The organism is Chryseobacterium sp. MEBOG06 (genome assembly GCF_021869765.1).
Taxonomy (GTDB): Bacteria; Bacteroidota; Bacteroidia; order Flavobacteriales; family Weeksellaceae; genus Chryseobacterium.
The window spans coordinates 1,885,530-1,909,950 of the sequence record NZ_CP084580.1 but is presented as its reverse complement, the minus strand read 5'-3'; the positions used below and the strand labels follow the sequence as shown (position 1 = coordinate 1,909,950).

General features: G+C 37.7%; 21 protein-coding genes. 7 read left to right on the top strand and 14 right to left on the bottom strand.

The window, feature by feature from the left end; translation table 11 throughout:
* The first annotated feature begins 20 nt into the window (after window positions 1-20).
* From LF887_RS08760 to ric, 4 genes are read left to right on the top strand one after another with little or no spacing between them, the layout of a single operon-like run.
* Window positions 21-452, top strand: coding sequence for an RrF2 family transcriptional regulator (locus tag LF887_RS08760; protein ID WP_236858752.1), 432 nt, complete (start codon window positions 21-23; stop codon window positions 450-452).
* Window positions 453-504: 52 nt separating this feature from the next.
* Window positions 505-930: a hypothetical protein gene (locus LF887_RS08755; protein WP_236858751.1), complete on the top strand. Its 426-nt coding sequence runs from the start codon at window positions 505-507 to the stop codon at window positions 928-930.
* A gap of 39 nt (window positions 931-969) precedes the next feature.
* Window positions 970-1,395, top strand: a complete 426-nt coding sequence (locus LF887_RS08750) for a c-type cytochrome (protein WP_236858750.1) — start codon at window positions 970-972, stop codon at window positions 1,393-1,395.
* A 39-nt stretch (window positions 1,396-1,434) separates the two neighbouring features.
* Window positions 1,435-2,160 carry an iron-sulfur cluster repair di-iron protein gene (ric, locus tag LF887_RS08745; RefSeq protein ID WP_236858749.1) on the top strand — a complete coding sequence of 242 codons (726 nt, stop codon included), beginning with the start codon at window positions 1,435-1,437 and terminating at the stop codon, window positions 2,158-2,160.
* Between the two features lie 99 nt (window positions 2,161-2,259).
* On the opposite strand, the gene LF887_RS08740 is transcribed toward ric, so the two are convergent.
* The 12 genes from LF887_RS08740 to LF887_RS08685 form a co-directional block, all read right to left on the bottom strand.
* On the bottom strand, window positions 2,260-5,745 hold the full coding sequence (locus LF887_RS08740) for a DUF2723 domain-containing protein (protein WP_236858748.1): 3,486 nt from the start codon (window positions 5,743-5,745) through the stop codon (window positions 2,260-2,262).
* A 105-nt stretch (window positions 5,746-5,850) separates the two neighbouring features.
* Window positions 5,851-6,396 (bottom strand): hypothetical protein, encoded by a 546-nt coding sequence (locus LF887_RS08735; protein ID WP_236858747.1) that lies wholly within the window; start codon window positions 6,394-6,396, stop codon window positions 5,851-5,853.
* Window positions 6,397-6,434: 38 nt separating this feature from the next.
* Complete coding sequence (locus LF887_RS08730) at window positions 6,435-7,223, bottom strand: SDR family oxidoreductase (protein WP_236858746.1); 789 nt, start codon at window positions 7,221-7,223, stop codon at window positions 6,435-6,437.
* A gap of 96 nt (window positions 7,224-7,319) precedes the next feature.
* Window positions 7,320-7,709: a RidA family protein gene (locus tag LF887_RS08725; protein ID WP_236858745.1), complete on the bottom strand. Its 390-nt coding sequence runs from the start codon at window positions 7,707-7,709 to the stop codon at window positions 7,320-7,322.
* A 99-nt stretch (window positions 7,710-7,808) separates the two neighbouring features.
* Window positions 7,809-8,372: a Crp/Fnr family transcriptional regulator gene (locus tag LF887_RS08720; RefSeq protein WP_236858744.1), complete on the bottom strand. Its 564-nt coding sequence runs from the start codon at window positions 8,370-8,372 to the stop codon at window positions 7,809-7,811.
* The gene (locus LF887_RS08715; RefSeq protein WP_236858743.1) at window positions 8,357-9,082 is read right to left on the bottom strand and encodes an SMI1/KNR4 family protein; all 726 of its coding nucleotides are present in this window, start codon (window positions 9,080-9,082) and stop codon (window positions 8,357-8,359) included. The genes LF887_RS08720 and LF887_RS08715 overlap by 16 nt, the downstream gene beginning before the upstream one ends.
* 11 nt (window positions 9,083-9,093) lie before the next feature.
* Complete coding sequence (locus tag LF887_RS08710; protein ID WP_236858742.1) at window positions 9,094-9,582, bottom strand: SMI1/KNR4 family protein; 489 nt, start codon at window positions 9,580-9,582, stop codon at window positions 9,094-9,096.
* Between the two features lie 55 nt (window positions 9,583-9,637).
* Entirely contained in the window at window positions 9,638-10,240 is a 603-nt protein-coding gene (locus LF887_RS08705) for a TlpA family protein disulfide reductase (RefSeq protein WP_236858741.1), read from the bottom strand.
* A gap of 159 nt (window positions 10,241-10,399) precedes the next feature.
* A complete protein-coding gene (locus LF887_RS08700; protein ID WP_236858740.1) occupies window positions 10,400-12,148 on the bottom strand; it encodes an ABC transporter ATP-binding protein in 1,749 nt (582 codons plus the stop codon).
* Window positions 12,145-12,888, bottom strand: a complete 744-nt coding sequence (locus tag LF887_RS08695) for a DUF6796 family protein (RefSeq protein WP_236858739.1) — start codon at window positions 12,886-12,888, stop codon at window positions 12,145-12,147. The genes LF887_RS08700 and LF887_RS08695 overlap by 4 nt, the downstream gene beginning before the upstream one ends.
* A 65-nt stretch (window positions 12,889-12,953) precedes the next feature.
* On the bottom strand, window positions 12,954-13,775 hold the full coding sequence (locus LF887_RS08690; RefSeq protein ID WP_236858738.1) for a siderophore-interacting protein: 822 nt from the start codon (window positions 13,773-13,775) through the stop codon (window positions 12,954-12,956).
* 20 nt (window positions 13,776-13,795) lie between these two features.
* Window positions 13,796-15,550: an ABC transporter ATP-binding protein gene (locus LF887_RS08685; protein WP_236858737.1), complete on the bottom strand. Its 1,755-nt coding sequence runs from the start codon at window positions 15,548-15,550 to the stop codon at window positions 13,796-13,798.
* Between the two features lie 140 nt (window positions 15,551-15,690).
* Here LF887_RS08685 and LF887_RS08680 point away from each other — a divergent pair, with 140 nt between their 5' ends.
* The 3 genes from LF887_RS08680 to LF887_RS08670 all read left to right on the top strand — a co-directional run bounded on the left by LF887_RS08680 (window position 15,691) and on the right by LF887_RS08670 (window position 20,391).
* On the top strand, window positions 15,691-16,674 hold the full coding sequence (locus tag LF887_RS08680; RefSeq protein WP_236858736.1) for a helix-turn-helix transcriptional regulator: 984 nt from the start codon (window positions 15,691-15,693) through the stop codon (window positions 16,672-16,674).
* Window positions 16,675-17,232: 558 nt separating this feature from the next.
* On the top strand, window positions 17,233-19,569 hold the full coding sequence (locus LF887_RS08675) for a TonB-dependent receptor (protein ID WP_236858735.1): 2,337 nt from the start codon (window positions 17,233-17,235) through the stop codon (window positions 19,567-19,569).
* 3 nt (window positions 19,570-19,572) lie between these two features.
* Complete coding sequence (locus LF887_RS08670; RefSeq protein ID WP_236858734.1) at window positions 19,573-20,391, top strand: DUF4249 domain-containing protein; 819 nt, start codon at window positions 19,573-19,575, stop codon at window positions 20,389-20,391.
* A gap of 231 nt (window positions 20,392-20,622) precedes the next feature.
* Here the strand turns inward: LF887_RS08670 and LF887_RS08665 are convergent, their stop codons facing one another.
* Together LF887_RS08665 and LF887_RS08660 are read right to left on the bottom strand one after the other, a co-directional pair.
* Complete coding sequence (locus LF887_RS08665; RefSeq protein ID WP_236858733.1) at window positions 20,623-21,921, bottom strand: TolC family protein; 1,299 nt, start codon at window positions 21,919-21,921, stop codon at window positions 20,623-20,625.
* A gap of 52 nt (window positions 21,922-21,973) precedes the next feature.
* Window positions 21,974-24,388 (bottom strand): ABC transporter permease, encoded by a 2,415-nt coding sequence (locus tag LF887_RS08660; protein ID WP_236858732.1) that lies wholly within the window; start codon window positions 24,386-24,388, stop codon window positions 21,974-21,976.
* Window positions 24,389-24,421 lie beyond the last annotated feature (33 nt).

Genomic DNA, 24,421 nt, shown 5'->3' with positions numbered 1-24,421 from the left:
GTATTATAAAATTCAGCACAATGTTTTCAAAAACCTGCGAATATGCTTTAAGAGCTTTAATTTACATCGCCCAGCAGTCTAAAGATGGTGGCCGCGTAGGAATTAAAGATATTTCAAAAAGTATTAATTCGCCGGAGCATTTTATCGCAAAGATTTTACAGGATCTGAGCAGAAAAGGATTTGTACAGTCGGCCAAAGGACCGAACGGAGGTTTCTATATGGATCATAAAAACCTGAATACAAGTATTGCCGATATTGTCAAAGAAATTGATGGTGATAAGCTTTTTTCCGGTTGTGGTCTGGGACTCGAACAATGTTCAGAAACGCACCCATGTCCACTTCATGAGCAGTTTAAAAGCATCAGACAGGATCTCCGCATTATGCTTGAAACTTCCAGAATACAAATGTTCGTTGATAATCTTGATTTAAATTTAACCCACCTAAAAGTGTAAAAAAAATTACAATAATAAAAGATAAAAAGATCTTAATATATTAAATAAAAAAATGAAGTTATGCCTTAAAAACCCTTTAGTACTAATGCTGTATTGTCTGATGGCCGGAATGTTTATCACCGTCAGTTTTTTAGAGACTCCTCTGAAATTTCAGGTGCCGGGGATGACGCTCCCGACAGCGTTAGAATTGGGAAAACTCATATTTGGGATTTCAACAAATATACAAGGAGGATTCCTTCTTCTGATTTTCATGTTCATGTTCATCAGCCGTAGAAATTATACAAAATTGGATTTTATAACCATAGGACTTCTGATTTTCATTCTTATTCTTGAAAAATTCTGGATACTTCCGGTTTTGGATTCCCGTGTAGATTTACTTTCATCAGGGAAATTATTACCGCCTACTCCACTCCACGACTTTTTTATTTACGCAGAAACTGCAAAAGCTGTGATACTGACGCTGGCAGTTATCTTATAGTTTAAAAAACATATTATTTAATAACAAATCATCTCTATTATGAAGACACCATTTTTAAATTACGCAATGATATTGATTGTATCTGTACTTATTTTTTCATGTTCCAAACCTGAAACTACTCCCATTCCACAGCCGGAACCTTATTCTTCCGAATCCGCTCCTCAGACTGTTGAGACCCCTCCCGCACCAGTAGTTTCTGCCAAAGTTTCCAATGATGAAGGCTTGAAACTGATTGAAGGAACAGACTGCCTTACCTGCCACAAAGTAGATGCAAAATTAATAGGCCCCTCATATCAGAAAGTTGCAGAGAAATATTCTGAGGCTGATCTCGATATGCTGGCGCAGAAAATTATTGACGGAGGTAAAGGAAACTGGGGCGAAATTCCTATGACCGCTCATACAGGATTAAGTAAAGACAATGCTAAACTGATGGTAAAGTATATTTTATCCCTTAAAAAACAATAAAAAATTTTAAAATAACAAAAGACAAAAAAATATTATATTATGAATACAAGAACAGATTTTATAGGAGACATCGTTGCTGAAGATTTCAGGGCTGCAGCTGTATTTAAAAGATATGGAATTGATTTCTGCTGCAAAGGTGGAAGAACGATAGAAGAAGCCTGCTCTCAAAAGAAACTCAAACCGGAAAAGATCTACGAAGAACTGGAAACCCTTCCTGAAAACGAAGGTGCATCCATAGATTTCAACAGTTGGCCGCTTGACCTCCTGACAGATTATATTGAGAAAAAGCACCACCGTTATGTAGAAGATAAAACATCTGTTCTTCAGGATTTTCTTGACAAACTATGTAAAGTTCACGGTGACAGGCATCCGGAATTATTTGAAATCAGCACTTTATTTAATGACTCCGCTCATGATCTGGCCGCTCATATGAAAAAAGAAGAACTGATTCTGTTTCCTTTTGTACGAAATATGATGAAAGCTAAATTATCCGGAGCTGCCCTGCCACAAACTGTTTTCGGGACTGTAGAAAACCCTGTGCATATCATGCAGCATGAGCATACTGTGGAAGGTGAGCGTTTCAGAAAAATTGCAGAAATCACCGATGAATATCTTCCGCCAGCTGATGCCTGCAACACTTATAAAGTTGCTTTCGCCATGCTCCAGGATTTTGAAAACGATCTGCATAAGCACATCCATCTGGAAAATAACATTCTCTTCCCAAAAGCGATACAATTGGAAAAAGAGTTTGCTAAAGTGTCTTAAAAGATGATAAAAAGCCTTTAAATTTTAAGTTCAAAGGCTTTTTTATTTTAAACAGCTAACTTACATTCTTCATTCTCATTTTTAATTTTAATTTTCACCTCACTGTGTCGCTCTGATCATCGCAGAAGTAATCTGACTCTCCTTCTTTTTAGAATAAGTGGAATCAAAAGGTTCCATCACATTAAACAAATACTGATAAAAAGGAGCAATCTGCTGAACTTTCTCAGATTCTTTCATGGCTTTTTCTTTACCCATTTGCTGAAGACCCTGTATGAAAATACTGAATTTTTTATCAATAGGTTCAACAGATTTTAAAAGATAAGTATGAGCTTTTTCATTCTGTCCTAATGTTCTGTAGGCTTCTGTGACAGCGGAAACTACAAGAGCATATTCCATAGGCTTTGAGCGCATTTGTTTTCTGGCTGCGGCCTGAAATTTTGGAGAGAGATTATGGTAATAGTCATATTCTTCAATTATTCCTTTTTTAAGTACTTCCGCCAGCTGAAGACCTTTCTGTTCCTGTCCGGCAACAATATACCCCGTCACCATTGAACTTAACGAACGTGGATCATTATACTTTTCTACAGGAATTTCTTTTGCGGCAAGATCTAAAAGTTCCAGTGCTTTTTCTTTCTGTCCGTTCACAACCAGTGCTGAAACAGCTCTGCTTACCGACATTCTGTAACCAAATATATTGGAGGTAGCGGTTTCATCATAATAAATACTAAGGTCTTTAAAATTCCCCCATCTGAAATTTTTCACCACATGGTAAAGAGAGATGGCGTCTACCCTTCCTTTATCCCCATCCGGACTTTGAGGGGTACGAATAGGAACGAGCCTGTAGCTGAAACCATCAAACTGCAGATAGTCATCAAGATAAAATATATTTTCACTTTCATACATTCCTCCAGATGAGAAATTCACCGGCCGCTTCCAGTCGAAGTTAGCCAGCATGTCAAGCATCATCAGATTACTTTTGTACATGGTATTGCCCTGATAGCTGATCATGATCTGATCTACAGCGTTGGAAAGATCAGCCTTATTGATAATTCCTGCCCTCACAGCATTTTCTTTATTCACCGGAAGAATAAATTTGTTCACCGGAATAATATTATATTTTTCATATTCATTTTCGCCGAAATACATCTTCAGCAGTTCATCTTTTGCCGGAGATTTCACCTTTAAGAATTTAATGGCCTCCTTCATCGTCATAGAATCCTGAGTCAGATATTTTCTAAACTCCTGAAATTCCGTTTCCGGGGCTCCCTGATCTTTAAGCATGGCAAAAAAGCCTTCCCAGTCCTCTTTTTTCATCAGATAAACCTGATCATTTACTCCGTCTCTGTATTCATCATGCGTTAATTCACCCGGAATCCCTTTTGCATTGTATGTTTTCCTTTTAACCTGATCAATATTCCAGGGAGTGGCCAAAAGAGTAAAGTTAACGGTCTTCACATCATCCCTGAATCTTTCTGTCTCCTGAATGGCCCAGACAGGAAAAGTATCGTTATCACCATAGATGAATATGATATCATCTTCAGGCAAAGACCTGAGGAATGAATACGCATAGTCCCGAGCGGCCGTTTTCCTGCTTCGGTCGTGTGAAGTATAATTCTGAAAGCCCATCATAAAAGGAATTCCCAACAATATTAGCCCAAAGACAATATTAACTCCATTGGATTTTATTTTTGACTGAAGAAACCAAAGAGCAGCTCCGGCTCCCAGACCGATCCAAATGGCAAAGGCATAGAATGATCCTACCATGGCATAATCCCTTTCTCTTACCTCAAACGGTTTTACTCCTGTATAAAAAACAATTCCTACGCTGGTAAGAATAAAGAGTGAAAGAAGGGCATAAAATCTTCCGAAATCCCTGTTCAGCTGGAAAAAGAAGCCGATAAGCCCTAAAATAAGCGGTAAAAAGAAGAATTTCACTGTACTTTCATTCTTAAACTTAGCCGGCATATGATCCTGATCTCCCAATAAAATATCATCGATAAAGGAGAACCCTGAAATCCAGTTCCCTTGAGTGTTTTCCATATGTCCCTGAAGGTCATTCTGTCTTCCCACAAAGTTCCACAGCAGATATCTTACAAAGTAATATCCATTCTGGAAAGAGAAAAAATAATCCATATTTTGGGCAAAGGAAGGACGCTGAACATTAATCAGGTTATAAGGTTTTACCTTCAAATAATCTGAAGCGGTAATAGAATCATTTTCATATTTAGCCCTCAGATCTTCAAAGATCTTCTTGGCCTGCGGATTATCTGCCACATCTTCATTGTCATCATTGAAAGTAAAGTCAGGAGCACCATATAAGGCGATATAATTGGCCATCACATCTTCATCACTGCTGAACATTCTTGGCATAAAGCTGATATGAGATTTATTGAAAACATAATTGAAACGTTCACCCGTTTTCCTGTAAGTACCTGTTTTTTCGTCTTTTTCGTAAATATCTCCTGTGATCTGCCTTTTATAGCTTCCGTCTTCATTTTTTTCTATTCCTTTTTTGTCCAGAAATGCAGTGTAATTCTGTCCGTAAGTCGTTGGCCAGTCACCATACTGCTCTCTGTTGTAATAATCTTTCATCCCGATTGCGGTATCGGGATCGTTGAGGTTCATCGGCGGATTAGCATTTGCTCTGATCGGAATGACCAGCCAGCAGGAAAAACCGATGATCATATAGACCAGAGATAAAACAGTGGTCTGATATATCTTTCTTTTGGTTTTTCCCGAATATTTAATTAAAACATAACTGATTGCAGCCATTAGAACAAACGCTACAATAGTTCCCGAATGAAAAGGAAGCCCCAGTCCGTTGACGAAGAAAATCTCCAGTTTCCCAAACAAAGTCATAATCAGTGGGAAAATAAATTTGAAGACAAATGCCAGAATTCCCAATGTAATCAGGTTTGCAAAAACAAAGGTTTTCCATGAAAATGTATAATTTCTGGCATAGTATAAAAGGCATATTGCAGGGATTGCCAGCATACACATCATATGTACTCCAACCGAAAGTCCTATAATAAAAAATATCAGAATGATCCATCTTTCGCTATCTCCTGCATTATATTCATTTTCCCATTTAGTGGCAAGCCAGACCAGCAATGCAATAAACATAGAAGCCATTGAATAGACTTCTCCTTCTACTGCCGAAAACCAGAATGTATCTGAAAAAGTGAAGCACAAAGCGCCAATCACCCCCGCAAAAAGAATTGAAATCTCCTGACGTTTTGAAATTTCATCAAAATCTTTATTTAAAAGACGTCTGACAAAATGGGTAATTGTCCAGAACAGAAACAAAATGGTAAAAGAACTGAAAATGGCAGACATTGCATTGATAACAATAGAATAGTTTTCGGCATTTCCTAATGCAAAAATACTTGCCACTGCCCCCATGATCTGAAACAGAGCTGCTCCCGGAGCGTGGGTTACTTCAAGTTTCACGGCAGAAGATATGTATTCCCCGCAATCCCAAAAACTCAAAGAATGCTCTATTGTTGAAAGATAAGTAATGAGCGCAACAGCAAAAAGGAACCACCCCAATACGGTGTTCCATTTTTTAAAAGACCAATTTTTCATATAATATTTTCCAATAATTAATAGGACAATTGAGGGAAAGGATTTATTACATGGAAACTGGAGATTTTATTTATAAAATATCATAAAAAACAGAAATTCTTGCTATTATTCATTACGAACCTTTAAGTTTGGATATCCATTTTCAATAGATTCAAAAAGTTTTGTGGCATTATTATATTTATATTCTGAAGTCATTTGGCTTTCCGTTTTATCCTCTATAGTCTTATCACCTAAAGTCAAAATATCATTTTCAAATTCATAGGCACCAAAATAGTGTTTACTTTCTCCATGCCAATACTCATTAAGCATATATGTTTTATCCGCATAAAGTTTCAATTCATAGCCACGTGTTTTTAACTGGGGATCTGGTGAAATGTAGTATTCATGCCAAATTTCCTTATTGGATTGAGTAGTATTCAAATATAGATTAACTCCAAAAAGCAAAATTAATATAGTAAAAACCCAATTGGTTGTTATATGTTTTGATTCAAGGGCATAAATTATTACAAAGTTGATCACTAATAATCCTGCTATCAAGGGAAGAACAAAAATATTTGATTTTGAAGCCGTAAAATCAAAATAGGTATGAGTGTAATTAATGAGAAGGAGAAAAAGTAAAACTACGGTTCCATATTTAATTAAAATTTTCATTTTATTTTAGTAATCAGCTTCTTGTTTAAATGAATTTTCTAATACGTATTATTCAACCCTCCATCCAGCGGAATACTTGTTCCGGTAAGATAAGCTGAATATTCTGAGGCCAGAAAAGCAACCAGATGTCCATATTCTTCCGGTTTTCCGAGCCTTTTCATAGGAATTTTATTTTCCCTCGCTTTTTTGATTTCCTCAGGAGTTTTGCCTGATTGCTGTGCTTCATGATTTACAAGATTTTGGATTCTTTCTGTATCAAAATAACCTGTTAAAACATTATTTATGGTGATATTATGCTGTGCGACTTCATTGGACAGCGTTTTAGCCCATGCAATGACTGCCGAACGGATAGAATTGGAAAGAGCAAGACTCGCAATCGGTTCTTTAACAGATAGTGAAGAGACGTTAATAATACGCCCGCTTCCCTGCTTGATCATATGGGGAAGTGCCAGTAATGTGGTTTCACAGACCGTTTTAAAGAGAAGGTCAAATGCTTTTTGATAGTCTTCCACCGTTTTATCCAGTGCCAGCCCTGGTTCGGGACCATTCGTATTGTTCACGAGAATGTCTACAGAGTAACTGCTGAAATATTCACCAATAATTTTTTTATAGTTCTCAAAATCTGAGAAGTCTGCCACCAGGTACTGGTGTTTCTGATCAGAATGTAATACAGGCAATGATGAAACTATATTTTGAAGTTTCGTTTCATTACGGGCCATTACAGTAACATTGGCTCCGCATTTTGCCAGTTCGACAGCTATTCCTGCTCCTATTCCCTGAGTAGCAGCACCTACCAAAGCATTTTTTGAAAAAAGTTGAATATTCATAGTTCTGTAATGATTATGATTTAACTTAGATAAATGTAGGGAAAAACCTCCAAATATACTTTGAAGGTTTACATTAATCAGATTAGTTTTTTGCCATTATTGAACAACGGTTGCTTCCAGCTCAACTTTTAAAGTTTCAAATAATCTGTTTACCTCCAGTAAAGTGAGTGCCTGTTCGACCTTATGTTTTGATATCCATTCCTGAAGGATAGGAAAATAAGGCCAAAGCTCTTCTGTGGAAGTAGTATAGACGTTTAATCTTACAATTCCCTTACATTCATATCCTGCTGTCATGATGACTTCTTCCAGATTGGCAATAGCCTGCTCAAGCTGAGATTTCATATCTTTATTACTGGATGTTCCATCTGAATCTATCGCTGCCTGCCCGGAGCAGTATAGCGTTTTTTCGACATTTTTCACCTCAACTGCCTGAGAATAGCTTCGTTCATCCTGCCATTTCCATGGGTTTACGGTTCTTTTTTCCATTGTATTCAATTTCTTATATGTTACTATGCAAAATTGCAGAATAGATATGGCAAACCTCTGTGATCCGGATCACGATTATAAAGTGAGAAACATCACCTATTACAAAGACAAACGGCTTAATGTTTCTCTGGACACCCCTAGGTAAGATGCAAGAAGAGACTTCGGAACTCTCTGAACCAGCGAAGGATACTTCTTTACAAGTTGATCATAACGTTCTTTGATCCCTGTTGTCATCATAGAAATGGTACGCTGCTGGGCTGCAATAAATCCCATATAGGCTTTCTCCAGAAAGAAGTGTTCCAGTTTTGGGAGTCTGGCGCAAAGTTTTTTATAATCTTCCAGCTGAAGACATAATAGTTCCGTGCTTTCCACACATTCCAGTGACATGGTTGCAGCAGCCTGTTGGTAATAGGCAGGAAAATCAGTTTCCCACCAGTCTTCCATTGCAAATCCTAAAATATGTTCTTTTCCTGCTTCATCTGTATACACCAGCTTCAGAAGTCCTTTCAATACAAAATAGTTGTACAGAACCAGTTCACCTTCCTGTATCAAAAACTGGTGTTTTTTATATTTCTTATAAGTGAAACAAGAGGCTATGAATTCAAACTCATCATCACTTACAGGGATTATCTTTTCAATATGTGCTCTTAACTGCCCCAGCATTCTGTATAATTAAATTTTTTGTTGAGCTGCTCGAAGGCTATTTCACGAGCCAGAATCTCTTCGACCTCATCAAATGTTACCAGACCTTCTGCTTCAAAAGTATGTCCATTAGGGACTTTGTAAGTATATTCAAAAATATCCCGTTGGTAGATATCCTTAAGAATGTCTATCTGTTTTGGGTTTAGATACGGCTCATGGGTTTTCAGTTGGTTGAGTAAATTTTCTTTCAGATCTGCTTCTTCGTCTTCATAAAACATGGAATCATCATCTATTTCAGTTACGGCCTCCAAGAGCTGGCGGAAAATAAAATCCTGAAAATTACCTGCCATTACCTCAGCTTCCACATCGTCATGAGGTATGAAAGTAACAGGAACTTCGCCGTCATTCTGTAAGTCAAACTGAAAAGCATACCAATCTCCTGCTCCATTTTTAGCAAACGGAACAAACTTATAATCTGAATGAATATTTCTGTAATCATCTTCATCTGACATCTCTTGAATTGAACCTTCAACGAGCTGATGATTATTCCAGATTTCAATATCATATCCAAATAAAAGCAATGGCGGGTTTTCCGTTAGTTTTGGAAAAACCGTCTTATACCAGTCTGAGCTGGATTCACCCCAGTCCAGCATCTTATTTTCGGATAAACGTCTGTAAATTTCAGGGTATTGAAAGTTATATTTTTGTTCCAAATCTGTTAAATTATTCATTGTTTTTTGGTTTAAAATGTAAATGGGTAGATTTCACTGAGTTTTATATGAATGGTATTCAAGGTATCATAAAATTCCTGTTTAACAGGTTTCGGGATATCTTCATATTCTTCAAAATAATGGTCCAACTGTTGAATAACAAATGCCATTTGGAGCCACTGTTCAAAGTTAATATTCATCGGTTCAAGTTTTTCATCATAATCATGATCGTAGAAAAAAACCTGATTTCCGGAATTCAGGAACCACCGGTCCCCCTGTCCGTTGCCGGCAAAGCACCAGTAGTGAGGTAATTCAAATTCTTTATTTTCAGTAATGGCCTCTATGGAACTGTATAAGATGGCTTCGGAAGAGATTTCTATTGTTTTAATCTGGGTAACTAATTTTACGTACCATTCTGAAAGAGGAAACGCCATTGTTTTCGGAAAGTTCTGTACAGCTATTTTACCAGCCAGCATTTCGGATTCTACGTCTTCAATGGTTAATATTTTAAACAAACTCATAATAAACTGATTTATAAATTTTCACAAATAATTTCAATGTCAGAGTTTTAATACATCATAATTTTTGTTTCAACAGCTCATCAATCTGTTCATAAAAAGAGTCTGTACTGTAATCGGCCACTCCGGTATGGTGAAGACGAATCTCTCCTTTTTTATCAAGAACAACTGTCGTTGGCAATGAACCGTTATAGAGTACATCAGGAATACTGGAAGCAGGGACCAGAAAAGGAACTGAAAACCCTTTCTCCAGTAAGTAAGTTTTTCCAAGTTCTGTCTTATCATCCATATTGACAGTAAGAAATACTATATCCGGATTGCTTTTATATTTTTCATAGAGTTTCTGAACAGAAGGAAATTCTGCACGGCAGGGAGGGCACCAGGATGCCCAGAAATTGATAAAAACCACTTTATTTTTTAAATCAGAAACATCAGTGACCGTTCCATCTTCATTCTTCAGTATAAAACCTGCATAAGACGTATATCCTGATCCGGAATGATCTTCTTTTGGTTCCGAAATATGGGAATTCAGAATTCCTGTAGAAGCAACCTGTCTCATCAGCCATGCTTTAGCGTCTTTATTTACTAATAATATAATGAACAGAATCATTAAGATTGCCGTAGACCAGTTACTTCTTAACCATTTTTTCAGTCGTTCCATATTCTTTACTGATAATTCTTTACAGCAATATAAGGCTAATATTTGATTTGGCAGTAAACGGCAAATGTTTCCAAAGAAAAAGGCCTTTAAATCCGAAGACTTAAAGGCCCGTTCCTGCATGACGTCTTTTCTTACCGAGAAAAAGACACCTCTTCATTTTTAGCATACATCAAGAATTTCATTTGTGTACTTTACCTTCCATCCGTTTGACTGCTTTTGTATATCCCACATTGTGCGGTAAATTCCGTTTTTTTCCAAAAGTTCCTCATGGTTTCCTTTTTCTGCAATTTTTCCTTCATTCAGAACCAGTATCTGACTGGCATTTTGTATCGTAGATAGTTTATGGGCAATAACAACAACTGTTTTTGACTGTACCAGTTCATGTATGGCACGCTGAATATATATTTCGTTTTCAGGATCAAGGCTCGCCGTAGCTTCATCCAGCAAAACAACCGGAGCATCTTTCAGCAAAGCTCTTGCAATACTTATTCTCTGTTTTTGCCCACCTGATAATTTGCATCCCCCTTCTCCTACTTTTGTATGAATTCCATCTGGTAGTTCCCGGATAAATTCCATACATTGTGACTGCTCAACAGCGTCATACACCTCTTTTTCTGAAGCATCAGGATTTCCAATTTTAATATTATTATAAATGGTATCATCAAAAAGGTATACCTCCTGAAACACTTCACTGATCAGCTTGTAAAATTTATCCTGATTAATATTTCGGATATCGATTCCTCCCAAAGTAATACTTCCTTCATTCACATCCCAGAATCTGGCAATAAGCGATGCAATTGTTGTTTTTCCTGAACCTGAGTGCCCTACCAAAGCAAGCATCGAGTTTTCAGGAACAGTAAAATTGATATCCTTTAAAGTCATTCTATCCTGATATCCAAAGTTCACGTTTTTAAAACCTATTTCATAGTTTTCAGGAAGCTCATCTTTTGGGGTTTCCATGGTAGGCTCTTCCAAAACTCCGATAATCCGGGCCAGACTTTCATTCATATACCTCAGCATCAGGTAATCCACCATTACTACTTTCAAAGGATTATACAGATTATATCCCATGATCAGAAAAGTAATGAGTACCGGAATGGTGATGGACTGCTGAAGAAGAAAATACAATCCAAGTGCCGTCATTCCTATAAAACCAATCTCAAAGACGATAGCTGCCGTCACAATGAATGGCCCTGGAATAGCTTCCATACGAATACTCTTTCGGCGAAGATCATCAAAAGAATCCTCAAGTCCTTTATGCCTTTTTCCCGTTAGCCCATAGGATTTCAGATGGCGGATTCCCTGTACATATTCTAAAAATTTCGCTCCTACTGTATTTCTGGCCGCAATCTGTTTTTTTCCTAAACGGCTTACCAAATAATTGGCTATCCTTAAAAAAGGATATATGAGTGGTAAAGCCAGTAAAAGGCAAAGTGCCAGTCTCCAGTCATATACAAAAAGAAAAACGGATAGTAAAACGGTACCAAATGCGGCAGAAGCCAGGTTGCCAATACTGTGTCCGAATATTCCTTCAAAATTGGCAACATCCTGCAAAACAATAGAAGCAATCTCTCCCGGATCTTTCTGTTTAAAGAATCCCAAAGAAAATTTTTGAATATGGTTTCCAAGTTTAATGCGCAGTTTTGTAGAGAGATCATATACCAGAAGATTCGATCTCACCATGGAACGGGAAGCCACAAAAAACTGAATAAGAAGCATCACCGCCATCAAAGCAACTACGGACCAAATTCTTGTATGATCCGGCTTTTCTGAAAAAAGCTCCCACACTACCACCAGCAGGATACCTGAGGGAGCAGCGATAAGCATACTGTGTACAATCTCCGTAAAAGCAACTTTCCGGGTATCTTTCGGATTGAAGGAGGTGACATACTTTAAGTTTTTTATCATTGTAAAGCTCTTTTAGAAGTTTCATATTCTTTCATCAATTTTCCTCTGAACAGGAACAGCAGTGAACTGAAGAATATCAGATAAGCAATATTGAATATAGCTCCGCCCACCCATCCTGAATACGGCAGAGGCAGCATATTTTTAACAGGAATAATGAACATAGTCAGCACAAACGGTGTCAGCAAAGCCATCCACCAAGGAAGCAGGGTTTTATTTAAAAGAATGCATACGGCAAATGAGATCCAGCCGATTGCCAATACACCTATGGCCGCTCCCCAGGCAATATTCAGCATCTTCATAAATGCTTTTCCTGTATCTAAAAGGTAAAGGTGTGAAACCGGATCTGTATGATAAACCGCTTTATAGATTTCCCCTACATAAAAGAATCCCGCATGACCTAAAGGAGACAGAACGGCTCCTGCCAATAATACCCAATAGACAAAAACCGCGTACCATTTCTGGGTGTCTTTAAAAAACTGATAAACCAGCCAGCTTGCAGGAATTAATAATGGACCTGTAAGTGCCCCAATCAGCGCACCAAACATCAGTCTGGCAGTTGAGCCCTCCAGCATCAAAGTTGCAAATTCAACATTCACATGGTCTGCATAAGTTTTTGAAAACAACGGATAATCGGCTGGATTGGGATCAAATCCGGCAACGTAAATATCGCCAATAAGCCAACAAACCGAGACGATAACGGCTGCTGCAAAAGACCAATTTATTTTATTTGAATATTTCATATATTTTTCTGTAAATCATTAATTTTTAGTCAGAGTTATAGTTTTAAATAACCATTAGACAGGTATTAGTGAACGTCGGCTTCGGAATTCTCCGCATGCCTTTCTGTTGCAGATTTATCTTCTGCGACTCCGGATTTCCAGTACGAATAGGCATAGAGCTCTTCCTGTTTCCATTGTTTATCTTTTCGGAGATATCTTCGGATTTCTTTTACTGATGAAAATTCTGCTGCTACATAACCGGAGCGCGATCCTTCAGGCAGCACCTGTTCTTTGACTACTTCCGCAAGTCTGCTGCCCTGCTGAGGGTGCTCATTATAAATCCAGATAAATTCAATCTCCGCAAGTGTTTGTAAGTTCTGTTCATCTTCTTGGCTATCAACTTCAATGATGCAGATTCCTTTAGCCGTTGCCGGAAGGTCTTCCAGAATTGCTGCTAATACGGGAATTCCCGTTGAATCAGCTACCAGGATATAATGATCAGCCTTTCCATAAAGCTCTGTTTTCCCGTCTTTCATTACTACCCCTATCAAATCTCCTTTCTTAGCGTCCAGGGCCCATGCAGACGCCGGACCTTCATCTCCGTGAGCAACAAAGTCAATCCAGATCTCATTATTTTCAAGATCAATCCCGCGATGGGTATAGGTTCTTATAGTTGGACGAATTTCTTCAGGCTGAGTTTTCCACTGCATTTTATCATAATCAAATTCCGGAAAGTGAACCTGGTCTGCTCCTTTTGGCGGAATAAGAATTTTATTGTTCACTCCTACCGTCGTATTGGCTATTAAAGAGACCTTTTCTCCTGTCAGAAAAATCCTGATATAATGCGGTGTGATATATTCTTTTCTGCTTACTGTAAATTCTGTCTGTATTGCTTTAAAATTTCTCATAATACTGTTTCTGTTATCTTTTACATTACAAATTCTTTGGCTCTGATGTGGGCATTCCACATTCTGTTATAGAGTTCACTTTCTTCCAGTAGGATCTTATGTTTTCCCTCCGAAATAAGCTTTCCTTTGTCAAAAACTATAATCTTGTCTGCATCGGTAATTGTGCTTAGTCTGTGGGCTATAATCAGTACCGTCTTATCTTTTATCAACTGGCTGAATGCCTGCTGAATCATGAATTCATTTTCCGGGTCTGCAAATGCTGTGGCCTCATCCAGAATCAGTATCGGAGCATTTTTAAGAATTGCTCTGGCCAACTGAAAACGCTGCTGTTCACCTCCACTCAGATGTACCCCGGACTGCCCGAATAATGTATCATAGCCATCCGGAAGATTACTGATCATCTCATGAAGCTGAGCGGCCTTGGCTGCCTCTTCTACCTCTGCACGGGTTTTATCCATTCCCATCCGGATATTTTCATACATACTTTGCTGAAACATAAAACTGTCCTGAAAAACAAAAGAAACCATCTGCATAAGCTGCTCCGGAGGGTAATGTTTGATATTAATTCCGCCAATGGTTATCCTTCCTTCGCTGGCGTCCCAGAAGCGGGCTAAAAGTTGTCCTACTGTACTTTTACCTGCTCCTGAAGGGCCCACCAGCGCTGTAATGGACCTTTCCCTGATCTCAAAATCAACATTTTCCAATACAAGATTATTCTCATCATACGCAAAGCTTACATTCTTAAATGCAATACTGAGATTTTCCGGATGATGATTTTCATGGCTTTCTTCTAAGTTTTTATGATACAAAAGTTCATCAATCTGTTCTACTCCCCTGTTGATTATTGAAATCTGTATTCCCATATTGCTCAGTACAAAAAGCGGTTTGATATAGCCTGTCCCCAGAATCAGAAACAACAGCAAAGTAGCCAGGGTTACCCCGTTCTCAAAGTACAGATACAGGCCCAGCGCAAGTACCGGAAGCATCGCATTACTGATAAAGCTCATGAATACGGCAAACGCAGGGGTACTTGTTTTCACCCAATCATTAACGAAGCCATTGAACTGCTTCACGGTATTTCCGTATTTATCAAAAGTTTCCGCAGACTGTCCGAATATTTTCATCACAGGCATTGCCCGCACATATTCTACAATTCCGGAATTCATATCTTCTAAAGACTGGTGATAGTTTTTCATCATTCCTTTGGCTTTTTTCCCTCCAAACATGATGGGAATCCATATAGCCAGAATAATCAAGGGAACAAAACTGATAACAGCCAGCCTCCAGTCCTGGAAAAAAAGGAAAATAATTGTAATCACCGGCAAAGCTACTCCTTTCACAAAATCAGGAATCTGATGGGCAATAAAGTTTTCAATTCTTTCCACATCATCAGACAGTATCTTTTTCAATGCCCCCGAATTTCTGTTATTAAGGTATCCCATCGGGAGCTTCCCTACTTTATCTACAATGAACCTTCTTAATTCGAATAAAATATGATACGCCGCGATATGAGATAAAATTCCTGAAACAAAAAATACAAACATACTTACCACCGCTGCAATGACTGCATAAATAATGTATTGGCGGGCCAGGCTGAAATCCACTCTTTCTCTGGTCAGTTCACGGATGATATAAAATATCAGAATGTAGGGAACCAGACTCAGCAATGCATGTAGTACGGATAAAAAACCAGATATGAGCAACAGTAGTTTTCTTCTTCCCGCTATCTCCAGCAATCTTGCAATTCCGTTTTTCCTTTTCTTATATTCTTTCATGAAAAATAGATTTAGTTATTAAGAATGATTCTAAATAATTATTACCTTTGTGCAAAAGTAGAAAGTATACTCAACAGTATGGGTATGTGAAACGGAATAAAAAGTCCGTGAAAAGGAGAACTTAACCAAAGGAAAGAAAAATGACATTACGCTTATATGATGAAAGTGTCGGAAAAATGCTCATAGAGCGAAATTATCCTGACAGCTATTACGTCCATGACGGAGATATACAGGAGTGTATCATCCAGCTGATCCCTCCTTATGGTAATGGATTTTACCATGAGATCTGCTTTGAAAATGTCCATATCAGTTTTGGAAATATTTCACTGGACAACCAGCTTCAGCTGTATTTCGAGAGTGATTTCGATACGGTGGAAATGCATTTTGCCCTTAAAGGAAAAAGCATGGCAAGTTCGGAAAACTTTGGAAAAACAGTACAGTTTGACAGCTATCAGCATAATATTATCTATGCCCACCGTATGCAGGGAAAAATGGATTTTTACGGTCCGGATCTTCATTTGCTGGAAATCAACCTGGCTCCTTCTTTCTTTAAAAAATTTCTGCCTGAGTATTCGGGCTTGTTTGAGACTTTCAGAAATACGATTGAAAAACAGCAGTCATCACTGATCACACCGGATCACAACCGGATCAGCCTTGAAATGTATGAGATTCTGAATGACATCATGCATTGTGACAGAAAGGGAGTCTTTAAACGGATATATCTGGAGGCCAAAGTAAGCGAACTGCTTCTTTTACAACTGGAACAGCTTTTCCACAACGAATCTTCGAAATCACCCATTGTAAAAAAAGATGAAGAGAAGATGTATGCTGTAAGGGATTATATTCTCAATAACCTTAGTACCAGCTGCTCTTTAAATGATCTGGCCCACCATGCAGGCACCAATGAATTTACTTTAAAAAAGGGATTTAAAGAGCTTTTCGGAACAACAGTCTTCGGTTTCTGGAATGATATGAAAATGGAAGAGGCTAAAAAAATGCTTCTTGACACCCATATGAACATCAGTGAAATTTCGGATATTATCGGTTATAAAAACCCACGCCATTTTTCAGCAGCTTTTAAAAGAAAATACAATATACTTCCCAGCAAGATAGGCAACAGATAATCAATATGATGATAGGCATCAAATCTTCTGTAACTATGTTATTTTAAACTGGCCACTCCCTGGTTTAAAAAGATCATGTAAAACTATATTACTGAATATAATACCACCTGTAGAGTCTTTTAAAGCTCAAAATAAATTTATTTTCTTATTTTATATATCCATTCATTATTACACAGTCAATATGATAAAAAAAATAATACAATTATAAAATTAACACATTGTTTACACCATAAAAATAATATGAACATGGATTATATAACATAATAAAATTCTATCTAAAAAGTATTAATATTTAACATTTTACGGCTAAATCAATTTATTGTTAAAAAAAGAAATATTTAATGCATAATAATATTATTTATAAGAATTTGCGGTTATCTTTGCCTCTTAAATCGATGGAAGAATGCATTAGATGACAAGGCAAAGCCTTTTTACCACGGATTTATTCAATAATCTACCTTTCCTGTGTAACTAATCTCCTTCCTCTCCAACTAATTCAACATTCACAAACTATAACCTATATAAAGAAATCTCTACTACTTTAAAAAAATAAACTTAATGCAAACATCTTTTTTTAAAATTGCTGCTGCTTCTGCCGCACTCTGTCTCAGCAGTTGGGCTATGGCACAGCAGAAATATTCGGTAAGCGGAACGGTAAAAGACCAGAAAAACGGAGAACTTCTGATCGGAGTAGGAGTAAAAATAGCAGAAGATCCTTCTATTAATGTTATAGCCAATGAATATGGATTCTATTCTTTATCATTACCGGAGGGAAATTATACAGTGATCATTTCTTATCCCGGTTATAAGGATTTTGAGCAAAAGATCACTGTTGACCAGAATATAAAACTGGATCTTCCCCTAAACCAGGAAGAACAGAAAGAAAAATCCAAAACAATTGATGAAGTAATCATTTCAGGAGTTAAGAAAGACAAAAACCTTTCTACAGCTCAGATGGGAACTGAGACATTAAGTATTAAAAACATCGAAAAGCTTCCGGTTTTATTTGGAGAAAAAGATGTCATGAAAACCATACAGCTGTTACCAGGGATCAAAAGCAGTGGTGAAGGAAGCAGCGGATTCAGTGTAAGAGGTGGTGCTACAGACCAGAACCTTATTTTACTGGATGAAGCTCCGGTTTATAATGCCTCACACCTTCTTGGTTTCTTCAGTACCTTCAACAGTGATGCATTAAAAGATGCAAGCATTATCAAAGGAAACAGCCCTGCTCAGTATGGAGGAAGACTTTCTTCTGTACTGGATGTAAAAATGAAGGATGGTAATAATCAGGATTATAACGTCAACGGAGGAATTGGCCTGATCAGCAGCAGATTGAGTGTGGAAGGACCTATTCAAAAAGAAAAATCATCATTTATTGTTTCAGGGAGAAGAACTTACGCCGATCTGTTCCTTAAAACAACTAAAGATTATAAAGACAACAAATTATATTTTTATGATCTGAATCTGAAAGCAAACTATCAGATCAATGAAAACAACCGTATTTATCTTTCCGGATATTTCGGAAGGGATGTGCTGGGGCTGGGTGACACATTCTCCACAGATTGGGGAAACACCACAGCTACATTAAGATGGAACAGCATTATCAGCAGTAAATTATTCTCAAATACCTCATTTATCTACAGTGATTATGATTATAAAATCAGTCTGAAAAATGATGATAATGTATTTGATTTAAATTCAAAAATAAAGGACTGGAACCTTAAGCAGGATTTTACATGGTTTGCAGGGAATAAGCATTCTGTACGTTTTGGACTTCAGTCTATTTACCATACTATTATCCCCAGCAGTGCCTCTGGAACCAGCGTGAGCAGTTATCCAAGAAACCCGAGATACTCATGGGAAAATGCTTTGTATATTAACGATGATTTTAAAGCAACAGAAAAGCTGACCGTTAATTATGGAGCAAGACTTTCCATGTTCAGTGTATTGGGGGGTGATACTTTCAACACGTATGAAAATGGCGTTCTTACGGACAGCCAGTTTTTGGAAAAAGGGAAATTCGGGAAAACATATGTCAATATTGAGCCGCGAATTACAGCCAATTACCGCATCAACGAGGTCAGCAGTGTAAAAGCCGGATATTCCCGTAATACTCAGAACCTGCATCTTCTAAGCAACAGTAACAGTGGGAATCCCACAGATCAGTGGATTGGAAGCAGTTATACAGTAAAACCTGAAATTGCAGATCAGATCAGTGCGGGCTACAGCAGAAACTTCAACAATAACAATTATGAACTGAATGCTGAAGTATACTACAAGTCTATGCAAAACCAAATCGACTTCAAAAACGGGGCTCAGATTGGATTTGATACAGGGTCTGATGTAGAAAGTGAACTTTTATTCGGTAAAGGAAGGGCTTATGGTCTGGAACTTATTGCAAAAAAGAAAACCGGAAAGCTTACAGGATGGATTTCCTATACCTTGTCTAAAACAGAAAGAAGGATCAACGGGATCAATAATAATGAGTGGTACAACGCAAGAATGGATAAAACTCACGACCTTTCAGTAGTGGCTACTTATCAGCTTAATCCAAAATGGACCTTCTCAGGGCTTTTTGTTTACAGCACAGGAAATGCAGTAACGTTCCCTACAGGGAAATATGAACTGAACGGACAAACTGTATTCCAATACAGCAACAGAAATGCAGACAGAATGCCTGCTTATCACAGAATGGACGTAAGTGCTACTTATGAACCAAGCACCAATAAACGTTTCCGCGGTTCATGGACTTTCGGTATTTATAATCTGTATGGCCGTGAAAATGCCTATATTATTAACTTCGAAGATAATCCTGACCGTCAGGGAACAACCCGTGCTACGCAGGTTTCTTTATTCCGTTGGGTACCTAACATCACTTATAACTTCAAATTCTAAATCATGAAAAATTCATTTTTTATCATATTATCCCTGTTTGCATTAACTTCTTGTGAAAAAGAAATTGACTTAGACCTTAGTGATCAAAGCGGAAACATTGTCATTGAAGGAAATGTAACCGATAAAGCGGGACCTTATACTGTGAAAATCACAAAATCCGTTGGTTTTTCGGAACCTAATCAATATCCAGCCGTTACCGGAGCTCAGGTTATTTTAAGTGACAATACAGGACAGATGGAAACGCTGCATTATATAGGCAATGGAATGTACCAAACTACTACTTTTTATGGGGATCCGGGCAGAACTTACACCCTGAACGTAAAGGCCGAAGGAAAGGAGTATACTGCTCAGAGTACTATGCCGGAACCCGTTAATCTTGACGGGCTGCAACAGAGTTCATTCAAATTTGGTGATAAAGTTACCTATACCCTTTTGCCGCTGTTTACAGATCCGGCACCATTGGGGAACCGTTATCTTTTTACTTTTACCATCAATAATCTTACTAAGAAATACATGAATGTCTTTTCAGACAACGTTAACAACGGATTGCCCAATCAACAGCCTCTCCTTCTTCCTAATGATGATAACAAAGGCAGAGATCACGAGGTAGTGGTAGGAGATACTATTCATGTAGAAATGCAGTGCATCAGTGCTAATGTGTTTACTTATTATAATGCCCTCCTTCAGATTTCCGGAGGAAACGGCGGCGGCGTAACTCCTTCCAACCCTCCCAGCAATATCAGCAACGGAGCTCTGGGGTATTTTTCAGCCCATACGCTTAATAAGGACAGTTATGTGATTCAGCAGCTGACTACTCCATAAATTTTAAAAAGGATATTCCGAACGTTTGGAATATCCTTTTTTATTAAACATTATTCTGAAATCTGAAACGTATTAACTTTGACCAGGCTTCAACTGCACCAGCCTCAAAAAATATAAATGCTTAAGCTCATTTAAACATAAGGATACTTTTCATCAATATTGAATTCAAAATAAAAGCAGCCTTCAAAAAAAATGAAGACTGCTTTCTGGAAATGTATGAATGTTCTGAATTTAAAATCCTGATTCTAATACTTTTAGAAGTTCTGTCTGCTGGATAACATCATTTTTGCTGCTGATAAGGTTATAATTGGCCTGAAGCCATCCGTTCCGGACAACAAAAAAGGTATAGGCATCCATCAGTCCTTCCTTATATTTTTCTTCTGACTTCTGGAATGACAGTTTCTGATTTTCAAAATTGGCCTCCAGCAGGTTATATTTCTCCTGAGCATTTAAAAACTGTGCTTTGATTGAATTAATATTTTGCGTAAGATCATTAATAACCAATTCTTTATCGTAATTGGAATTGATGATGTTCAGTTTTGCAATTTCCACATTGGTTTTTACCTGTAACTTATTAAAAACAGGAACAGTAAGTCCAAAGAAAACAGTCTGGTTTTTGTTTTGTGAAAACTGATCAGAGAAACGGATATTAGAACCATCATCATTGCCCAACACTTTATTATAAAAAGTAGACCAGCTGTAACTGCCGTTTAAAGTTGGCAGATATCCTGCTTTTGCAATATCTTTTTTCTTTTCCTGTGCCTTAATCTCGGCAATAGCAGATTGGTAGGCAGGATTTTTTTCCAGCAGTTTTTTTGTAAAATCCGGATCATGAAATTCTGCTTCAGAAAAAAGATTTTCGTCACTCATTACAAAATCCACTGAATCCTGACTCACAGACAACGCATTAAGCAGATTAATCTTTGCCTGGTCACGCTGGTTTTTAGCAGATACCCACTGCTCCTGCAGCGTTCCCAAATTCGCTTTGATGTCGTATACGTCACTTTTGGGTCTGTTTCCGATCTCTACTTCTTTTTCGGTACGTTTGATCTGATCCTGCATTCCGGAGATCTGGGTCTCCAGCACTCCAAGCCAGCTTTTGCTGTTCTGGTACGCAAAAAACATCTGGATCACGTTCAGTTTTACTTTGTTCTGAGCCAGTTTAAGTTTATAGGTACTGGTTTCTTTATTCAGCTTAGACAAAGATATATCCAAAATATTTCTCCAGTTGAAAAGGCTCCAGTCTGCCTGGGCTGTAAACTGGTCATACTGGGTATTGAGGGCTTCTCTCTGGTTACTGGACTGATTAATGGAAGAACCAAAACTAAAGGTATTCCTTACGCCTGCTTCTACGGAGGGCAGCAGCATTCCTTTTGATCCTGTTATCAGTTTATCATTTTTCTCAACATTTATGGCAGCCTGTTTTATTAAAGGATGATGGGCGGATGCATAGTCGAGACATTCCTGCAGGTTCCATGTTTGCTGCGCCGGATAAAGGCCAACAAAGAGTATGAAAATCAAATTTTTCATGAGTACGGTCTGGTTTGAATAAATTTAAAAATAAAGTGAATAATGAACTCAGTTACTCATATTTCAGATATTTTACAAGATTCACTTTGGTGGCTTTATAAGCTTTAATGCTTACAACAGCAAACGTTAATCCCAATAAAACAAGGAAACTTGCAATAAAAGGCCATGCCGGCATATCAATTCTGTAGGCAAAATCTTTAAGCCATTCATTCATCAGATAATAACAGATGGGAATGCTGATCAAAACAGCTATCACTGCAATCCAGAGGAATTGGCGCGTCAGTCCGAAAATCAGAGTATGATCTGAAGCTCCCAATGTTTTTCTGATGGCTACATCTTTCAGTTTCTGCTCAATCATTAATGACGATAGTGCAAAAAGTCCCAGTAAAGCTACCATTAATACCATTGCATTCAAAATAGCGAATAAAGTCTGTTGCTTCTGATAGGCTTCAAAAGTTTTGGCGAATTTCTGATCAAGGAAATAATAATCAAAAGGATATCCCGGTTCTACTTTATTTTGCCAATATGTTTTTATTCTTTTTACAGTTCCGGCAATATCATTTGGATCTATTTTCAGTTGAATATTATAGACATTGAATCTCTTCCACTGTGTTTCTCTGTAATGAAAAAACACAATCGGTTCTATTTCCGTTTTCAGATTCCGGATATTGAAATCTTTTACAATACCTACAATTTTATAATTTTTGATATCAAAACCTGGCTTAATTTCATTTTTTAAAGCATCTTCATCTTTCCATCCAAACTTTCTTACAAAAGCCTCATTCACCAAAACATTATTGATGGTATCTGATGAAAGATTAGGGTCCAGCCAGCGCCCTTTTTTAAGTTTTACATTGATGAATTTCAGATAATCATAATCCATAGAACCATGCTGCCCCTGTATACTCTTATCCATAAAGTCGATATTGGAACTGCTGGATCGTCCACTTCCGGGAACTGCTTCTCCATAAGAAATATCAGTAACTCCGGGTATTTTTCTCATCTCGGTTTTAAGTCTCTCATACTTCAGCCAAGGTTTTGCATTATTTTCATTGAAGTTGATCATCATTATCTGTTTACCGCTGTAGCCCAGATCTTTGTTCATCATATATTCCACCTGTTTGTTAACAATCAATCCGCAGATAATAAAGAAGGAAGAAATCACTAATTGCAGTGTCAGAATTCCGTTTCTCAGCCAAACGCCATGTTTACTTCTTGCGAAATTACCTTTAAGAGTTTCTATAGCTTTAAAGTTGGAGAGATACATGGCCGGAATCAGTCCTGCAATCAAAGTTACCATAATGACCATCAGGAAAGAGTAAAAGAAAATATGCCAGTCATCCATCTTCATTTCTTTATCATAAAACTTATTGAAGCTTGGTAAGAGGAGCTCTGTTAATGCCAATGAAAGTAAATATGAGGTCATACAAATCACAAATGTTTCCAGCAAAAACTGCAGCACAAGGCTGGATTTGGTACTTCCGATTGCTTTTCTGACGCCAATTTCTTTTGCTCTCTGAGAAGCCTGCGCCGTTTTAAGATTAATAAAATTAATAGCTGATAAAACGACAATAAGCACAGAAAGTGTAAACAGAATCATCAGTGTTTTGAAATCCGGAAACCCAAACCATGATGCTTTTGCATGGAGCTTCACCTGATCCCATGGCGTCAGCAGACTGTCGGTAGGACCATACAAATCAAGATATTGCTGAACGGTTAACCCGGCAGAACCACTCTCCAGGCTGGCACGGTATTCTAAAACATCCTTTCTGAATCTTTGCTGTACCATAAGAGGATCTGTTCCTTTTTTGAGCATAAAAAGACAGGCATAGTTAAAATTACCCCAGTTCTTTTCATCATTTTTAATCTGGTCAACAGGATTGATGATGAATTCCGGTTTTACCTGCGTATTTCCCTTAGGCAGCTCATACACTGCAGTGACAATATAATTGTGGTTGTCAAATTTGATACTTTCTCCTGCTACATTTGTTCTTCCAAAAAGATTTTTGGCAGCCGTTGTGGAAAGCACAATAACATTCCCTCCTTTCAGTGCATTTTTATAACTTCCGGCAATCAGTTTAAATGGGAAAAAGTCGAAAAAACTTTCTGTAGAGGTCATTCCATCCTGCTGATAGATCGTTTTATCTTTTGTGCTCATCTTCAATCCTATTCCGGAACCATTAAACAAAACGTAATCCTGAACCCCCGGAATGACTTCTTTAGCACGTCTTGCCATTGGGATCGAAATATTATTCCCATAAGAATTTTCTTTCTTGTGATACGTCTGGAAATAGTACATATTCTCCCTTTTAGGGTTCCATCTTTCAAAAGATTCTTCATCATTCCAATTCATCAGGATGAGCATGAATCCAGTTAACCCGACAGTAAGTCCAAATAAATTGATAAATGTGGACAGCCAGTTCTTTTTATAATTGATCAGGGCAATTTTGAGCCAGTTGGTAAGCATAATAGTAGTGTTATAGTTAATGATAGGTGATGA

Bases quoted from the DNA above. Each gene is read 5' to 3' on its own strand.
- LF887_RS08760 (WP_236858752.1), top strand. From the start codon at position 21: ATGTTTTCAAAAACCTGCGAATATGCTTTAAGAGCTTTAATTTACATC.
- LF887_RS08755 (WP_236858751.1), top strand. From the start codon at position 505: ATGAAGTTATGCCTTAAAAACCCTTTAGTACTAATGCTGTATTGTCTG.
- LF887_RS08750 (WP_236858750.1), top strand. From the start codon at position 970: ATGAAGACACCATTTTTAAATTACGCAATGATATTGATTGTATCTGTA.
- ric (WP_236858749.1), top strand. From the start codon at position 1,435: ATGAATACAAGAACAGATTTTATAGGAGACATCGTTGCTGAAGATTTC.
- LF887_RS08740 (WP_236858748.1), bottom strand. From the start codon at position 5,745: ATGAAAAATTGGTCTTTTAAAAAATGGAACACCGTATTGGGGTGGTTC.
- LF887_RS08735 (WP_236858747.1), bottom strand. From the start codon at position 6,396: ATGAAAATTTTAATTAAATATGGAACCGTAGTTTTACTTTTTCTCCTT.
- LF887_RS08730 (WP_236858746.1), bottom strand. From the start codon at position 7,223: ATGAATATTCAACTTTTTTCAAAAAATGCTTTGGTAGGTGCTGCTACT.
- LF887_RS08725 (WP_236858745.1), bottom strand. From the start codon at position 7,709: ATGGAAAAAAGAACCGTAAACCCATGGAAATGGCAGGATGAACGAAGC.
- LF887_RS08720 (WP_236858744.1), bottom strand. From the start codon at position 8,372: ATGCTGGGGCAGTTAAGAGCACATATTGAAAAGATAATCCCTGTAAGT.
- LF887_RS08715 (WP_236858743.1), bottom strand. From the start codon at position 9,082: ATGAATAATTTAACAGATTTGGAACAAAAATATAACTTTCAATACCCT.
- LF887_RS08710 (WP_236858742.1), bottom strand. From the start codon at position 9,582: ATGAGTTTGTTTAAAATATTAACCATTGAAGACGTAGAATCCGAAATG.
- LF887_RS08705 (WP_236858741.1), bottom strand. From the start codon at position 10,240: ATGGAACGACTGAAAAAATGGTTAAGAAGTAACTGGTCTACGGCAATC.
- LF887_RS08700 (WP_236858740.1), bottom strand. From the start codon at position 12,148: ATGATAAAAAACTTAAAGTATGTCACCTCCTTCAATCCGAAAGATACC.
- LF887_RS08695 (WP_236858739.1), bottom strand. From the start codon at position 12,888: ATGAAATATTCAAATAAAATAAATTGGTCTTTTGCAGCAGCCGTTATC.
- LF887_RS08690 (WP_236858738.1), bottom strand. From the start codon at position 13,775: ATGAGAAATTTTAAAGCAATACAGACAGAATTTACAGTAAGCAGAAAA.
- LF887_RS08685 (WP_236858737.1), bottom strand. From the start codon at position 15,550: ATGAAAGAATATAAGAAAAGGAAAAACGGAATTGCAAGATTGCTGGAG.
- LF887_RS08680 (WP_236858736.1), top strand. From the start codon at position 15,691: ATGACATTACGCTTATATGATGAAAGTGTCGGAAAAATGCTCATAGAG.
- LF887_RS08675 (WP_236858735.1), top strand. From the start codon at position 17,233: ATGCAAACATCTTTTTTTAAAATTGCTGCTGCTTCTGCCGCACTCTGT.
- LF887_RS08670 (WP_236858734.1), top strand. From the start codon at position 19,573: ATGAAAAATTCATTTTTTATCATATTATCCCTGTTTGCATTAACTTCT.
- LF887_RS08665 (WP_236858733.1), bottom strand. From the start codon at position 21,921: ATGAAAAATTTGATTTTCATACTCTTTGTTGGCCTTTATCCGGCGCAG.
- LF887_RS08660 (WP_236858732.1), bottom strand. From the start codon at position 24,388: ATGCTTACCAACTGGCTCAAAATTGCCCTGATCAATTATAAAAAGAAC.